General features: G+C 72.7%; 14 protein-coding genes. 10 read left to right on the plus strand and 4 right to left on the minus strand.

The genetic code is table 11. From position 1 onward, the window contains the following. Nucleotides 1-90: 90 nt before the first annotated feature. From ABZ880_RS15200 to ABZ880_RS15210, 3 genes are read left to right on the plus strand one after another with little or no spacing between them, the layout of a single operon-like run. Complete coding sequence (locus tag ABZ880_RS15200; protein WP_361261707.1) at nucleotides 91-777, plus strand: GntR family transcriptional regulator; 687 nt, start codon at nucleotides 91-93, stop codon at nucleotides 775-777. After that, nucleotides 774-2,156 (plus strand): hypothetical protein, encoded by a 1,383-nt coding sequence (locus ABZ880_RS15205; protein ID WP_361261710.1) that lies wholly within the window; start codon nucleotides 774-776, stop codon nucleotides 2,154-2,156. Before ABZ880_RS15200 ends, ABZ880_RS15205 begins: the two co-directional genes overlap by 4 nt. Further along, nucleotides 2,153-4,009, plus strand: a complete 1,857-nt coding sequence (locus ABZ880_RS15210) for a GMC family oxidoreductase (RefSeq protein WP_361261713.1) — start codon at nucleotides 2,153-2,155, stop codon at nucleotides 4,007-4,009. The genes ABZ880_RS15205 and ABZ880_RS15210 overlap by 4 nt, the downstream gene beginning before the upstream one ends. Here the strand turns inward: ABZ880_RS15210 and ABZ880_RS15215 are convergent. Then, a complete protein-coding gene (locus ABZ880_RS15215; RefSeq protein ID WP_361261716.1) occupies nucleotides 3,964-4,323 on the minus strand; it encodes a DUF488 family protein in 360 nt (119 codons plus the stop codon). The genes ABZ880_RS15210 and ABZ880_RS15215 overlap by 46 nt on opposite strands. Before the next feature lie 152 nt (nucleotides 4,324-4,475). On the opposite strand from ABZ880_RS15215, the gene ABZ880_RS15220 reads away from it, so the two are divergent. From ABZ880_RS15220 to ABZ880_RS15235, 4 genes are read left to right on the plus strand one after another with little or no spacing between them, the layout of a single operon-like run. After that, a complete protein-coding gene (locus ABZ880_RS15220) occupies nucleotides 4,476-5,900 on the plus strand; it encodes a M1 family metallopeptidase (RefSeq protein ID WP_361261719.1) in 1,425 nt (474 codons plus the stop codon). Between the two features lie 41 nt (nucleotides 5,901-5,941). Beyond that, nucleotides 5,942-6,706 carry a L,D-transpeptidase family protein gene (locus tag ABZ880_RS15225; protein ID WP_361261722.1) on the plus strand — a complete coding sequence of 255 codons (765 nt, stop codon included), beginning with the start codon at nucleotides 5,942-5,944 and terminating at the stop codon, nucleotides 6,704-6,706. Nucleotides 6,707-6,725: 19 nt separating this feature from the next. Continuing rightward, the gene (locus ABZ880_RS15230) at nucleotides 6,726-7,424 is read left to right on the plus strand and encodes a response regulator transcription factor (RefSeq protein ID WP_361261725.1); all 699 of its coding nucleotides are present in this window, start codon (nucleotides 6,726-6,728) and stop codon (nucleotides 7,422-7,424) included. After that, a complete protein-coding gene (locus tag ABZ880_RS15235; RefSeq protein WP_361261727.1) occupies nucleotides 7,421-9,247 on the plus strand; it encodes a HAMP domain-containing sensor histidine kinase in 1,827 nt (608 codons plus the stop codon). The genes ABZ880_RS15230 and ABZ880_RS15235 overlap by 4 nt, the downstream gene beginning before the upstream one ends. A 65-nt stretch (nucleotides 9,248-9,312) precedes the next feature. Here ABZ880_RS15235 and ABZ880_RS15240 read toward each other — a convergent pair whose 3' ends face one another. Beyond that, a complete protein-coding gene (locus ABZ880_RS15240) occupies nucleotides 9,313-9,567 on the minus strand; it encodes a WhiB family transcriptional regulator (RefSeq protein ID WP_361261730.1) in 255 nt (84 codons plus the stop codon). Nucleotides 9,568-9,677: 110 nt separating this feature from the next. Continuing rightward, complete coding sequence (locus tag ABZ880_RS15245; RefSeq protein WP_361261733.1) at nucleotides 9,678-10,892, minus strand: saccharopine dehydrogenase C-terminal domain-containing protein; 1,215 nt, start codon at nucleotides 10,890-10,892, stop codon at nucleotides 9,678-9,680. Between the two features lie 125 nt (nucleotides 10,893-11,017). Here ABZ880_RS15245 and ABZ880_RS15250 point away from each other — a divergent pair, with 125 nt between their 5' ends. Next, nucleotides 11,018-11,737 (plus strand): TetR/AcrR family transcriptional regulator, encoded by a 720-nt coding sequence (locus ABZ880_RS15250; RefSeq protein WP_361261736.1) that lies wholly within the window; start codon nucleotides 11,018-11,020, stop codon nucleotides 11,735-11,737. On the opposite strand, the gene ABZ880_RS15255 is transcribed toward ABZ880_RS15250, so the two are convergent. Further along, nucleotides 11,719-12,630 carry a LysR family transcriptional regulator ArgP gene (locus ABZ880_RS15255; protein WP_361261739.1) on the minus strand — a complete coding sequence of 304 codons (912 nt, stop codon included), beginning with the start codon at nucleotides 12,628-12,630 and terminating at the stop codon, nucleotides 11,719-11,721. The genes ABZ880_RS15250 and ABZ880_RS15255 overlap by 19 nt on opposite strands. Nucleotides 12,631-12,696: 66 nt before the next feature. On the opposite strand from ABZ880_RS15255, the gene ABZ880_RS15260 reads away from it, so the two are divergent. Then, complete coding sequence (locus ABZ880_RS15260; protein ID WP_361261742.1) at nucleotides 12,697-13,311, plus strand: LysE/ArgO family amino acid transporter; 615 nt, start codon at nucleotides 12,697-12,699, stop codon at nucleotides 13,309-13,311. Nucleotides 13,312-13,407: 96 nt separating this feature from the next. Next, nucleotides 13,408-14,739 carry an MFS transporter gene (locus tag ABZ880_RS15265; RefSeq protein ID WP_361261744.1) on the plus strand — a complete coding sequence of 444 codons (1,332 nt, stop codon included), beginning with the start codon at nucleotides 13,408-13,410 and terminating at the stop codon, nucleotides 14,737-14,739. Nucleotides 14,740-14,743: the final 4 nt, after the last annotated feature.

Here is a 14,743-nt window from a genome sequence, read left to right on the forward strand (position 1 = left end):
CCCCGCAAGGGGGTTGCCCCTCGGACCCGAGCACTGGTTCAGTGGATGAGTCACTCAGCCACTCAACCCCACCGTGCCGAGGAGGAATCCGTGGAGGCACTGCCCCGCGAGACCATCGTGGACGTCCTCGAGGCCAGGCTGCGCGAGGACATCCTGGCCGGACGGCACCCGGCGGGCAGCTATCTGCCGCCCGAGCGCAGCCTCGCCGGCGGATACGGCGTCACCCGCACCACCCTCAAGCACGCCTTCGGCCGTCTCGCGCAGGCCGGCCTCCTGGAGACCCGGCACGGCGTCGGCACCAAGGTGCGCGACTTCATCCGGCTGGGCGGCGCGGACCTGCTGCCGATGCTCGTACGCCACGACACCCAATGGGTCCACGAGATCTTCGAAGTACGGCGATCCGTCGGCGCGTTGATAGCCGAGCGGGCGGCGGCGCGGGCCACCGGGGCGCAACACGCCGAACTGCGTGCGCTGTTGGACGCCGTACGGCAGGCGGACGGCGCGGACGTGGTGCAGCTGGCCGACGTCGAGGTGCACCGCGCCCTCGCCCGGGCGACCGGCAACCGGGTCTACGTCCTGCTGACCAACACGCTCTTCAACGCCTATCTCCCCGTCCGTGCAGCCCTGCGCGGCCCCTTCACCGACGCCGAAGCCGCTCACCGGCGCCTCGCTCCGGTGATCGAGGCGGTGACGTCCGCGGACACCGGACGGGCGCACGCCGCCGCCGACGCCTATCTGCGCGACACCGAGCGGATCATGCTGGAGGGGCTCGCATGAGGGGCACCGTGTTCACGGAGACCATGCTCGGCACGGTCCGGCTCGACGCCGGGCACCCCCTGCGCCGGATCCGCCTGGACCTGAGGGCCGAGGCCGACGAGGTACTGCGCCCGCACCGCACCACCCGGGCCCGGATCGGCGGCCGGGTCCGCATCAGCGGACTGGGCGACGACCCGGACGCCACGGGCGAGTTGGAGATCTCGCCCCTGGCCCGGCGCCGTATCCGCTACCGGCTGTCGTTCACCGCCGACGGCCGCGCGCTCACCCTGGACGGCTGGAAGTCGGTGACCCCGCGTCGCCCCGTGAAGTCGATGACCGTCCTGCCGTTCACCCTGTACGAGGACGGCGAGCGGGTCGGCCGCGGCACCCTCCGCTTCCCCGTCGCCACCGCACTGGCACCCTTCCTCCTCAGCTTCCGCTTCCCCCGGCGAGAGGACCCCGCGCAGTACCTGGCGCCGCGCTGGGACGGCAGCCCCGGCCGCACCGAGGTCTGGTACACCACCCTGACCGACCCGGAAACCGGCACCGGCATCTGGCTGCACCACGAACTGGTCGCCCCCACCGACGGATCCGCGCCGACCGCCCACGGCTGGGCGGCCTCGTTCCCGCCCGGGGGCAAGGTCCGCCACAGCCGCTTCGGGCCCGGCCCCTGGAGCAGCCCGACCGACGGATTCACCGCCGACGAAGTCACCGCCACGCCGGGCCGGTTGACCGGCAGCGCCGGCGACTTCCGCTGGGACCTCACCGAACAGCCCCTGACCGAGCCGCTGTTCACCCTCCCTCGCTGGTCCTGGAAGCGCCCCCTGCTGCCCGCCGCCCACATGCTCCCGGCGGCCCGCGCCGAGTACGACGGCACCTTCTCCGACGGGGAACGGACCCTGACCCTCCGAGCCGCCCCCGGAGCCTCCGCCCGTATCCACGGCCACGGCAACGCCCGCCGCTGGGCCTGGCTCCACGCGGACCTCGGCGATGGCGGCGTACTGGAGCTGATCGCGGCGGTGTCGACGCGCCCCGGGCTGCGCAGGCTGCCGCCGCTGGTCTTCCTGCGTCTACGCCACCGCGGCCGCGACTGGCCGCGCCGGGCGGAACGCTCCGCGGTGGGACTGCTGGGCGTCGGGCGGTTCCGCGCCCGGATCGGACTGCCCGAGTGGACGGTGACCGGCCGCACCCTGCTGCGTCGCATCCGCATCCAGGTCACCCAACCCGCCGACCGCACCCTCGCGTTGGACTACCGCGACCCGGACGGCGCGCCCGCGGTGTGCCGCAACAGCGAGAGCGCCGACGCGGCAATCCTGCTGGAGCGCTGGTGGGGCCACTGGCGCACCGAGGCCTCGTGGACGCTGGAGGGCACCGCACACGCCGAGGTGGGGGACCGATGACGGGGGAGGGGCTGGTCGCCGCGCTGCTCGCCGACACCGGGGACGAGGCCTGGCTCGCGCGCGTGCCCGGCAGACTCGACGCGTTCCTGTCCGCACTGCCCGGGCCTGTGCGGGCCGGTGCGCGCGCCGCCGCCACCGCCGTGGACGCGTACGCGGTCCTGCACAGCGGGCGGCGACTGGCCGCCCTCACCCCGGACGAGCGCGAGAGGGTGCTCGACTCGCTGTCCGCGCGCCCCGGACTCGTGCCGGCGCTCGACCTCCTCAAGGTGCCCGTGCTGCTCGCGGCGGCCACCGAGCGAACTCCCCTTCCGCGGGCGCCAGTTGGGCCCGACGACCCGCCGCTGGACTGCACCCCGGCCGAGGAGTGGCCCGCCCGCAGCACCGCCGATGCGGTGGTCGTGGGTTCCGGCGCCGGCGGGGCGATGGCCGCCCGCACCCTCGCGCGCGCCGGGCTCGACGTCGTCGTACTGGAGGAGGGCGAGCACCACACCACGGCCTCCTTCGGCCGCCGCACACCGCTGGACCGCTTCACCGACCTGTACCGGGACGGCGGAGCGACCGCGGCCCTGGGCGACCCGCCCCTGCTGCTGCCGGTCGGCCGGGCCGTCGGCGGCACCACCGTCGTCAACTCCGGTACCTGCTACCGCACTCCGGACCGTGTCCTCGACCGCTGGAGCAGCCGCTACGGCTTCCACCTCGCCGACGACCTCCCGGCCCGCCTGGACGAGATCGAACGCACCCTCCACGTCGCCACCCAGCCCCTCGACGTCCTCGGCGCCAACGGCCTGCTCGCACTGGCGGGCGCCGAGCGGCTCGGCTGGCGGGCCGGTCCGCTGCGGCGCAACGCACCGGGCTGCCGGGGCTCCTGCCAATGCGTGGTGGGCTGCCCCACCGGCGCCAAACAGAGCGTGCAACTGTCCGTCCTGCCCGACGCGTGCGCCCACGGAGCGCGCATCGTCACGGGCGCCCGTGCCCAGCGGATCCTGCTCGACCGCGACCGACCGGGACCGCCCCGGGCGGCGGGCGTGCTGGCGCGGCGGGCCGACGGCAGCGAACTGGAGATCCTCAGCCCCCTCGTCGTCACGGCCGCGGGCGCCCTGCAGACCCCGCCACTGCTGCGCCGCTCCGCACTGGGCCGGCATCCGCGACTGGGCCACAACCTCAGCGTGCACCCCGCCACCACCGTCGCCGGCCGCTTCAGCGAACCGGTCACCTCCTGGCAGGGCGTCCTGCAGAGCGCCGGCATCGAGGAACTGCACGACCGGGGCATCCTCATCGAGGCCACCGCGAGCCCGCCCGGCATGAGCAGCTTCGTCCTCCCGGGCCTGGGACGCTCCCTGCGCCGCGAGTTGGAGGGCGCGGACCGGCTCGCGGTCCTCGGCGCCATGATCGCCGACCGTCCGGCGGGCCGCGTCCTGGGCCGCGACCGCACCCTCGTCCGCTACCCCCTGGACCCCCGCGACGGACGGCGCCTGATGACGGCCGTACGGGCCATGGGCCAGATCCTGTTCGCCGCCGGAGCCCACGAGGTCCTCACCGGCGTCCCCCGTGCGCCGCGCGCCCGCAGCCTCGCCGAACTCGACGCGCTGCTCGCCGGAATCACCCCGCGCGACCTGCACCTGTCGGCCTTCCACCCGGCCGGCACGGTCGCCGCGGGCGGCGACCCGCAGCGGGCACCGGCCGACCCCGAGGGCCGGCTGCGCGGCGTCCACGGCGTCCTCGTCGCCGACGCCTCGGTCCTGCCGAGCTGCCCGGAGGCGAACCCTCAACTGAGCATCATGGCGGCCGCCCTGGCCGTCACCGAGGCCTACCTCGCACCCGGCTCCAGCAGACGCAGCAGCACGGCGGCGTGACTCTGCTCGGGAGACTTGGCGGAGGTCAGCAGCGTCACCGGCCCCTTGGCGGCCAACTCCCGCACATGGTCGAGGAGTTCGGCCGCCTCCGGGGCATCCAGCTCCGCCTCGTAACGGCCGGCGAACTCCTCGTACGACCCCTCGCCCGCGTGATACCAGCGGCGCAGCTCGGTCGACGGGGTGAGCGCCTTGGGCCACTCGTCCACGCGCGCCGCGTCCTTGGACAGGCCGCGCGGCCACAGCCGGTCGACCAGGACGCGCACGCCGTCGTCCGGCTCGGGGGGTTCGTAGACGCGACGGATGCGAACGCTCACGGTCGGGCCCTTCTCCGGTGGCGGGTGGTGTCGAGCCTAAGCGGAGTGCGCCGGGTGACGCTGTGTGACTTGACCTCTTTGGGGATGTGGCCCGCCGGGACGGCCCATAGCCTGAATCCGAATGATCATCAGGCCACCCCCCAGGAGCGCATGTGAGGCCATCTCGCCGACAGGCCGTCAGACCCGCGACCGTGCTGCGCCGCGAGGCGTTGATCGTGACCGTCCCCGTCGCCCTCGCGGCGCTGCTGGCCGCCGCCGGGCCCGCGTCCGCGATCGGCAGCGGCGCGCCCGGCGCCGGTGACCCCTATTTCCCGCTCGCCGGAAACGGCGGCTACCACGTCGACCACTACGACCTGACCCTCCGTTACGACCCGGACAGCCGCCACCTCGACGGCACCGCGGTCCTCACCGCCCACGCCACCCAGCTGCTCACCCGTTTCGACCTCGACTTCAAGGGCCTGAAGGTCACCGGCCTGACCGTCGACCACACCGCGGCGGACTTCCGCCGTGACGGCCAGGAACTCGTCGTCACACCGGGCCGGCCCCTGTTCCCGGGCGAGGAGTTCCGCGTCACCGTCGCCTACAACGGCACCCCCAAGCCCGTCACCGACCCCGACGGCTCGCTCGACGGCTGGATCCCCACCGACGACGGCGCCTTCGTCGCCGGCGAGCCGCAGGGCGCCATGACCTGGTTCCCGGCGAACAACCACCCCAAGGACAAGTCGTCGTACGACATCACGGTCACCGTCCCCAAGGGACGCACCGCCGTCTCCAACGGTGTCCTGGTCGGACAGCGCACCGCACAGGGCCACACCACGTTCCACTGGCGCCAGCGCGAGCCCATGGCCGCCTATCTCGCCACGGCGACGGTCGGGAAGTTCGAGGTCGAGCAGTACACCACCCACAACGGCATACGGGTCTACAACGCCGTCGACCCGCGCGAGGCCTCCGACGCGGAGTCCGTACTGAAGAAGCTGCCGTCCGTCCTGGAGTGGGAGAGCAAACTCTTCGGGCCCTACCCGTTCCGCAACGCCGGCTCCATCGTCGACCGCGCCCCGGACGTCGGCTACGCCCTGGAGACCCAGTCCCGCCCCCTGTACGACTCGGCGCCCGACCTGTCCACCCTCGTCCACGAGAACGCCCACCAGTGGTTCGGCGACTCCGTCTCCCTCACCTCCTGGAAGGACATCTGGCTCAACGAGGGCTTCGCGACCTACGCCGAATGGCTCTACGAGGAGCAGCACGGCGGCGACACCGCGCAGGAGACCTTCGACGAGCTCTACGACCGCCCGGCAAGCGACGACCTGTGGGAGTTCCCGCCCGGCGACCCCGGCAGCGGCGAGAACATCTTCGGCACCCCCGTCTACGAACGCGGCGCCATGGCCCTGCACGCCCTGCGCACGGCCGTCGGCGACCGCACCTTCTTCCGCATCCTGCGCGCCTGGGCGACCGAACACCGAGGCGGCCACGGCACCACCCGACAGTTCGTCCACCTCGCGGAACAGGAGTCCCGCAAGAACCTCGACAGTGTGTTCACCACCTGGCTGTACTCTGCCGGGAAGCCGAACACCCCCTAGATCCTGACGAGTTCCTCACAAGTCTGGGCCAAGGTCGAATCATGATCACGCACAGACGCCGTGCCGTGCTGCTCGCCGCCCCGCTGCTCCTGACGGGGTGCGGCGGCGGGGCCATGGCGTCGCCGGGCCACCCGTCCGGCGACGCCAAGGCCGGGGCGAGCACACCCGCGGCCGTACCGATACCCGCCCCTTCACGCGAGCTGACCGTCGAGTCCGCCCCGCAGCAGCTGCCCGGCCTGGGGCCCAAGACGCTCGCCGAGATCCCGGCCGACGCCCGCCAGGCCGTCGTCGTCACCGGGCGCGGCAAGAACTCTCCACTGTCCACGGTGGTTCTGTACGAGCACACCGCCACCGGCTGGCAGGCCGGAGACAACTGGCCCGCGCACAACGCGCTCAAGGGCTGGTCCGAGCACCACATGGGCGGCGACCTGCGCTCACCCGTCGGCGTCTACGGTCTCACCGACGCGGGCGGGCTGCTGCGCGACCCCGGTACCCGGCTGCCGTACCACCGCTCCGGCGGATTCACCGCACCCGGCACCGGCTTCGAGGGCGAACCGCTCGCGGGCTCCTTCGACTACGTGATCGCCATCAACTACAACCGGGAACCCGGCACTTCGCCGCTCGACTGGACGCGGCCCCTCGGCGCGAGCCGCGGCGGCGGCATATGGTTCCACGTCGACCACGGCGGCCCTACCCACGGCTGTGTCAGCATCTCGGAGGCGGACATGAAGGACCTCCTGCGGGCGCTCGACCCCGACCGCCATCCGGTCGTCGTCATGGGGGACGCCAAGTCCCTCGCCCGCTGAGCCGATTGGGATCCGCCGCGTGTGCGCACATGTACTGGTCGCCGAGGACGACGAGATGCAGGCCGAACTCATCCGCCGCTCCCTGCTGGCGGAGGGCCACACCGCCACCGTCGTCCACGACGGCGCGGCCGCCCTGGACGCCGCCCGCAGACTCAGACCCGACCTGGTCGTCCTCGACCTGATGCTGCCCGTCGTCGACGGCTTCGGAGTCTGCCGGGTGCTGAGGGGAAGCGACGAGGACCTCCCGGTGCTGATGCTCACCGCCCGCTCCGAGGAGGACGACGTCCTGCTCGGCCTGGAGCTGGGCGCCGACGACTACATGACCAAGCCGTACAGCCCGCGCGAACTCATGGCCCGCATCCGGACGGTGCTGCGACGCAGCGGCCGTGCCGTCGGCGTACGCGAGGATCCCGTCGTACGGGCCGCGGGCATTACCGTCGACCCGGCCCGGCACGAGGTGCGCTGCGACGGAGAGCCCGTGGAGTGCACCCCCGCCGAGTTCCAGATCCTGCTCGCCATGGCCGGCGAGCCCGAACGGGTCTTCTCCCGGCGGCAGTTGCTGCAGTGCACCCGCGGCTTCGACCGCGCCTCCACCGAGCGGGCCATCGACGTCCACGTCATGAACCTGCGCCGGAAGATCGAGGCCGACCCGCGCCGCCCGGTGCGCCTGCTGACGGTGTTCGGCGTCGGCTACAAACTCAGCGGCGCCCGCCCGTGAAGCGCCGCATACCCCTGCGCAAACGGCTGCTGGTACGGCTGCTGATCGCCTCGGTGCTCATCGCGGTCTGCTCCGTGGCGGCGACGGCCTGGCTGGCCGTGGAGACCACCACCCGCGCCCTGCGCGAGGAACAGGGACAGGACCTCGCCGACGACATGCGGATCCTGGCGGAGCTCAGCGGCTACGCCGCAACCCACCCCGAATGGAAGGGAGTTCAGGCAACCGTCCGCACCCTCGCAGCCACCACCGGCCGGCGCATCGCCCTGACCACCGCCGACCGCACCTTCATCGCCGACTCCGCGCCGAAGGGAACGTCCCTGCCCCTCGGCGCCGCCGCCACCGTCGACCCACTGCACACCGACACCTACACCGAGTCCGGCGCCCAGCTCAGCGGGATCGACCCCCGTGCCGTGGGTCCGTACCGGCTCACGGCGGGCGAGCGCGAGCGGCTGGAGGCGATCGCGGCCAAACAACAGACGTGCTACCACCGGTTCGGCGTCGAGACCAAGGTCGAGCAGAGCCCGAGCGGCCGTCCCGTGATCGTCAATTCCGACGGCGGCCCGACCTCCGACTACCTGGCGCAGGACTGCGGTTACGGACTGCTCGGCGAACCCACACGCACCGAGAGGAAGGCGCTCGACGACCTGACCGAGGGCGCCCGCGCCTGCCTGCACCGGCACGGCCTCGACCTCGGCTCGCCCCTGCACCTCATGCTCGATCCCACCGGCAAGGCCACCTCGAGCCGGTACGTCATCGCCGAGTACGCCAAGATGGGCGACGCGAAGGTGACGAAAACCGCGCAGACCTGTACCGACGACGCCCTGCGCGTCCAACTCGCCCCGTACGTCGCCCCCGTGGCGGAGCTGTACCTCGGCGGGGACGACCCCACCACCCCGCCCCGCTTCGACATGTCCCCGACCAACAAGGCCAAGATCGTCGGCGCCGCCGGTCTCGTCCTCGCCGTGACCCTCGCCGTCACCGCCGTGGTCGCCACCCGGCTCGTACGGCCGCTTCGCGCGCTGACCGAAGCGGCCCAGCAGCCGCCGGACATGCATGTGCGGGTCCCGGTCACCACCCGGGACGAGACCGGCATCCTCGCGGAGGCCTTCAACGACCTCACCGAGCGCCGCGAACGCATCGAGGCTCAGCGCAAGGCCATGGTCAGCGACATCGCACACGAACTGCGCAGCCCACTCACCAACATCCGGGGCTGGCTCGAGGTCACCCGGGACGGTGTCGTCGACCCCGATCCCGCACTGCTCGCCTCCCTGCACGAGGAGGCGCTGGTGCTCCAGCGCGTCATCGACGACCTGCAGGACCTCGCGGCCGCCGACGCGGGCACCCTGCGGCTGCACCGCGAGCCGGTCCGCGCCGACGAGCTGCTGGACCAGGTCGCCGCCGCCCACCGTGTCGCCGCCGCCGCGGCGGGCGTCGCCGTACACACGAAGACCGAGGACGGCCCCTGGCTGGACGCCGACCCGGTACGTATGCGGCAGGCGCTGGGAAACCTGGTCTCCAACGCCCTACGCCACACGCCCGCCGACGGCACGGTCACCCTGACGGCCCGCCGGGACGGCGACGAGGTCGTCTTCACCGTCACCGACACCGGCACGGGAATCGCCCCCGAGGACCTGCCCCACGTCTTCGACAGATTCTGGCGCGCCGAGAAGTCCCGAAGCAGGCGAACCGGAGGCAGCGGCCTGGGCCTACCCATAGTCCGTCACTTGATCGCCGCGCACGGCGGAAGTGTCGTCGCGGCAAGCGAACCCGGCGCGGGAGCCGAGTTCACTTTGCGACTACCGGGCGCTGCAACGTCCCTGTAGGGGGCGCGGGGAACTGCGCGACCAGCCACAACGGCGCAGCAGACGCCCGACAACCCGTCGCGGCACTACCCGCGGCGCGCCCCCGCTCGAGCCCGCCGTCGGCGAAGCGCACGCCGTTCCGTCTCGCCGGTGCCGCCCCACACACCCAGAATCTCCCCGTGACCCAGCGCCCACTCCAGGCACCGCTCCCGCACCGGACACCGTCCGCACACCGCCTTCGCCAGTTCCGTCTGCAACAACGCGGGGCCGGACGTGCCGATCGGGAAGAAGAGCTCGGGATCCTCGTAGCGGCACGCGGCCTGGTCTCGCCAGTTGTCCATGAATAGTCACCTGCGATCGAAGTCGTACGTGCCCTCGCGAATGGCTTACTCGTTTTCGGGTCACCTGTCGATGCACGAGTGAAACGAAGTAAGTCGCGGAGAATCCGTGTTCATCCCTCGCGCATGCCCCAAGGCGAGCCGTACGCGGTCAGAAGCTCCAGGAACGGACGGGCCGGGAACGCCTCCGGACCGAGGACACCCGAGCCCGACCAGGCACCCGTGGCGAGGAGTTCGAGCGCCACGACCGGGTTGACGGCCGTCTGCCACACCACTGCCTGGCTGCCGTACTCCGCCATGGACCACTGGTTGTCGACCACGTGGTACAGGTACACCTCGCGCGGCGCCCCGTCCTTCGTGCCCCGCACCCACGTGCCCGCACAGGTCTTGCCGTGCATCCGCTCGCCCAGCGTCGCCGGGTCCGGCAGACACGCGGCGACGACGTCCCGGGGTGAGACCGCGACCGGTCCGGCGGCGCTCGGCACCGTCACCGGCGTGGTGCCGTCCAGGCCCAGCAGATGCAGCGTGCGGAGCGTGTCGATGAACTCCCGGCCCAGGCCGTACTTGAAGGTGACCCGGCGCGCGTCCACCCAGCGCGGTACGAGCAGCACCTCCTCGTGCTCCACGTTGACGCACTCGACGGGACCGATGCCCTCCGGGAAGTCGAACACCTCCGGCTCGCTGAACGGCTCGGTGGTGTACCAGCCGCGGCCGGCCTCGTAGACGACCGGAGGGTTGAGGCACTCCTCGATCGTGGTCCAGATGCTGAAGGACGGCGCGAAGTCGTAGCCGTCGACGGTCAGGTTCGCGCCGTCGCGGACGCCGATCTCCTCGATCTCGTCGAAGAGTTCGTCGGCGGCATGGCGGGCGAAGACGTCGGAGAGCCCCGGCTCGACCCCCATGCCGACCAGCGCCAGCGCGCCCGCCTTCTCCCACTCCTCGGCCTGCGCGAACTGGTCGTCCCCGAGCTTGACCCCGCACTCCTCGTACGGCCGCTCGGCGTGCGGGTGCGACAGCGACATCGCCATGTCGAGATAGCCGGCGTCCGCGGCGCGGGCGGCCCGGAACAGCGGCATCACGAAGCGCGGGTCGGTGGCGTTAAGGAGCACGTCGCACCCGCGCCCGCGCAGCAGCTCCGCCACCGCCTCCTCGTCGCTCGCGTCGACTCGCGCGGCGCTGAAACGGCCGTCGTCGAGGGCCGCGACCGCGGCCTCGGCCCGCGACAGGTCGTAGTCGGCCACCACCATCGCGTCGAAGAACGTACGCCGGGCGGCGATCCGGGTGATGGCGGTGCCGACACCGCCGGCACCCACGAGCAGTACACGCATGACACGAACTCCCTCGGCTGCAGGTCTGTGAACGCGGGGCCCCTGGTCGAGATACAACGCCGCCGTCCCGGATAAGGTCAATGGCGTTGGCATAAGGACGGAGAGCGCAGGGAGGGGAGGCCGCCGTGCCCAAACCGGTCGTGCCCGAGGAGAAGCGCCGCAGGCGTCGGCCCACGAAGAGCGGCACCGTGCTCTCCGAGCGGCTGATCGTCGACACGGCGCTGCGCATGCTGCGCGAACACGGCAGCGCGGGCCTGACCGCCCGCCGCCTGGGCCTCGCCCTGGACGCCGACCCCAGCACGCTCTACCGCTACTTCCGCGGCATGGACGAGCTGACCCTCGCCATCGGCGACGCGCTCATCGGCCAGGCCCTCGACGGCTGGCGCCCGACGGGGGAGTGGCGCGCGGACCTGCGCTCGGTCGGGTTGCGCATCCACGCCGCCTACGTCGCCCACCCGCAGGCGGCGGTGCTGACCACCAGCCGGGTCACCGGTCGGGCCAACGAACTGGCCGCCGACGAAGCCGTGTTGGACGTCCTGGGCACCGCCGGTTTCCCGCTTCCGGACACGGTCCGCATCTACCACGCCTTCATCGACCAGACCCTGGCCTTCGCCGCCCTCGATGCCGCCTCCCTGGCACTGCCGAGCGCCGCACTGCACGCGGACGAGGACATGTGGCGCTCGACGTACGCCCGCCTGCCCCGCACCACCCATCCGCGGATCGCCGAAGCGGCGCCCCTCCTGGCGGCCCGCATGGTGAACAGCGCCTACCCGACGGCGCTGGAGATGCTGCTGGACAGCGCGGCGGCGCAGTTGGCAGCGGTTCCTCAGCCGCGCAGGGCCTGACCCGCCACCTCGATGACCGCCTCCGCCACCACCGCCAGCGCGGGCGAGTCCAGCTTCCACTGCTGCCAGTACAGCGGCACGTCCAGCGCCCGCTCCGGTGCGAGGCGGACCAGGCGGCCCGCGCGCAGCAGCGGCTCGGCCTGCACCTCCGGGACCACGCCCCAGCCCAGGCCGGCGGCCACGGACGCCACGAACCCCTCCGACGTGGGCACGAAGTGCCGTACCGGACTTGCACCGCCCTTGCCGCGCCGCAGCCGGCGTACGAAGGCGTCCTGCAGGTCGTCGCTGCGGTCGAAAGCCATCGAGGGCGCCTCGGCGAGCGCGTCCCGCAGCGGCCCGGCCAGGTGCTCCCGGGCGAACTCCGGGCTCGCCACCGGGAGATAGCGCATACGGCCCAGCGCGCGGACGGAACACCCGGTCACCGGCTCGGGCGACGAGGTCACCGCGGCCATCACCTGCCCCTCCCGCAGCAGCGTCGCCGTACGGGTCTCGTCCTCGCGGCGCAGCTCGAAGCACAGCCGCGGCTCCTGCTCCCGCGCCCGGGTGAGGGCGGTGAGGAACCAGGTGGCCAGGGAGTCGGCGTTCACCGCGATCGACACCCGCGTCGGCTCCCCGGCGCCGCTCATGCCGAGCTCGGCGCGTGCATCGCGCTCCAGCCGGGCCAGCTGGCGGGCGAACCGCACGACGACCTCGCCCGACTCGGTCGGCCGCACCGGCTTGGTGCGCATCAGCAGCACCCGCCCCGTGCGCTGCTCCAGGGCCTTCACCCGCTGGCTGACCGCCGAGGGCGTCACATGCAGGGCGGCGGCCGCCGCATCGAAGGTGCCCTCGTCCACCACCGCGAGCAGCGTCCGCACCTGGTCGAGCGGAAGCTCGGTCAGCTCTGTCTTCACGAGCGCTAATGATACGTAAGAATCTTTAGCTGTACGTGGAGTGATCGTCTCCGTAGCGTCGATGCCATGTCCACCGCACTGACCGCCGCGGCCGCAGGATTCGGCACCGGCCTCTCGCTCATCGTCGCCATCGGCGCCCAGAACGCCTTCGTCCTGCGCCAGGGGATCCGCCGCGACGCGGTCCTCGCCGTCGTCGGCATCTGCGCCCTGTCCGACGCCGCCCTCATCGCGCTGGGTGTCGGCGGCGTCGGCGCCGTGGTGGTGGCGTATCCCGGTGCACTCACCGCGGTCGGCTGGATCGGCGGTGCCTTCCTGCTCTGCTACGGCGCCCTCGCCGCCCGCCGGGTGCTGAAGCCGGGCGGCGCGCTGCGGGCGGAGGGGGAGGCGGCGGGATCGCGTCGGCGGGCGGTGCTCACCTGCCTCGCGATGACCTGGCTCAACCCGCACGTCTACCTGGACACCGTGTTCCTGCTCGGCTCGATCGCCGCCGACCGCGGCCCGCTGCGCTGGACCTTCGGCCTCGGCGCCGCGGCCGCCAGCCTGTGCTGGTTCGCGGCGCTCGGCTTCGGCGCCCGCGCGCTCGGCCGCTTTCTGGCGAAGCCGACGGCCTGGCGGGTCCTGGACGGTCTCGTCGCCGCGACGATGATCGGCCTCGGCGGGATGCTCGTCGCCAGGGCGTGAAGGGCCCATGAAGTCCACGGTCCGGATTCCACAACCTGAGACTGCGCGTCCCGAACTCCCGGACGGTGCTGGGATAGTGAACCCTGGCCCCGAAAGATGTATCGAGCAACCAGGACGCCCGTGGACACCAGCGAGAGCAGCACCGAACCGCAGACACCGGAGGCCCCGGACCCGGTGGCGGTCGAACCGCCCCGGCGCGGCTGGCGCCGCTGGGCCATGGACACCCGCCCCCTGCGCATCCCGGCCTACCGCCGCCTGTGGTCCTCCACCATCGTCACGGCCGTCGGCAGCCAGCTCACCGCGGTCGCCGTACCCAAGCAGATCTACGACATCACCGGCTCCTCCGCCTGGGTCGGCGCCGCGAGCCTCGCCGGTCTCCTGCCGCTGATGGTGTTCGCGCTGTGGGGCGGCGCGATCGCCGACAGCATGGACCGCCGCAAGCTGCTGCTGATCACCAACAGCGGCATCGCCGTCACCTCGCTGCTGTTCTGGCTGCAGGCCTTCACCGGGCTGGAGTCCGTGGCCGCGCTGATGGTGCTGCTCGCCATGCAGCAGGCGTTCTGGGGTCTGAACGCCCCCGCCCGCAACGCCTCCATCGCCCGCCTCGTCCCCGAGGGACAGCTGCCCGCCGCCAACGCCCTCGGCTCCACCGTCATGCAGACCGGCCAGGTCGTCGGACCGCTGCTCGCCGGCGCCCTCATCCCGGTCATCGGCCTGCCCGAGCTGTACCTGATCGACGCGCTCGCCCTCTGCGTGACGGTGTGGGCGGTCTACCAGCTGCCCGCGCTGCCGCCCCTGGCCGGCGCGGCCGCGCGACGCGCCGGAGTGCGCGAGATCGCCGAGGGCTTCCGCTACATCTCCATGCACAAGGTGCTGCTGCTGTCCTTCCTCGCCGACATCATCGCGATGGTCTTCGGCATGCCCCGCGCGCTGTTCCCCCAGCTCGCCGCAGAGACCTACGGCTCCTACGGCGAAGGGCTCGCGCTGGGCCTGCTGTTCGCGGCGATCCCCATCGGCGCCGTGCTCGGCGGACTGTTCTCCGGCACCTTCTCCCGGGCCCGCCGGCACGGCTGGATGGTCATCGGCGCGGTCGTGGCCTGGGGCGCCGCGATCACCGGCTTCGGGCTGAGCGGCAACCTGTGGATCGCGGCGGCGTTCCTGGCCCTGGCCGGGCTCGCCGACATGGTCTCCATGGTCTTCCGCGGCGCGATCCTGCTGTCCGCCGCCACCGACGAGATGCGCGGCCGTATGCAGGGCGTCTTCACGGTCGTCGTCGCGGGCGGCCCCCGCCTGGCCGACGTCCTGCACGGTACCGCAGGCTCCGCCTTCGGCCCCCGCACGGCGACCGCAGGCGGCGGCCTCCTGGTCGTCGCCGTGATGCTCGGCCTGGCCACGGCCGTACCGGCCCTGCGCCGCTACCGCATCTGAGGCC

Origin of the sequence: Streptomyces sp. NPDC047043 (genome assembly GCF_040644055.1) — a bacterium.
Lineage (GTDB): Bacteria > Actinomycetota > Actinomycetes > Streptomycetales > Streptomycetaceae > Streptomyces.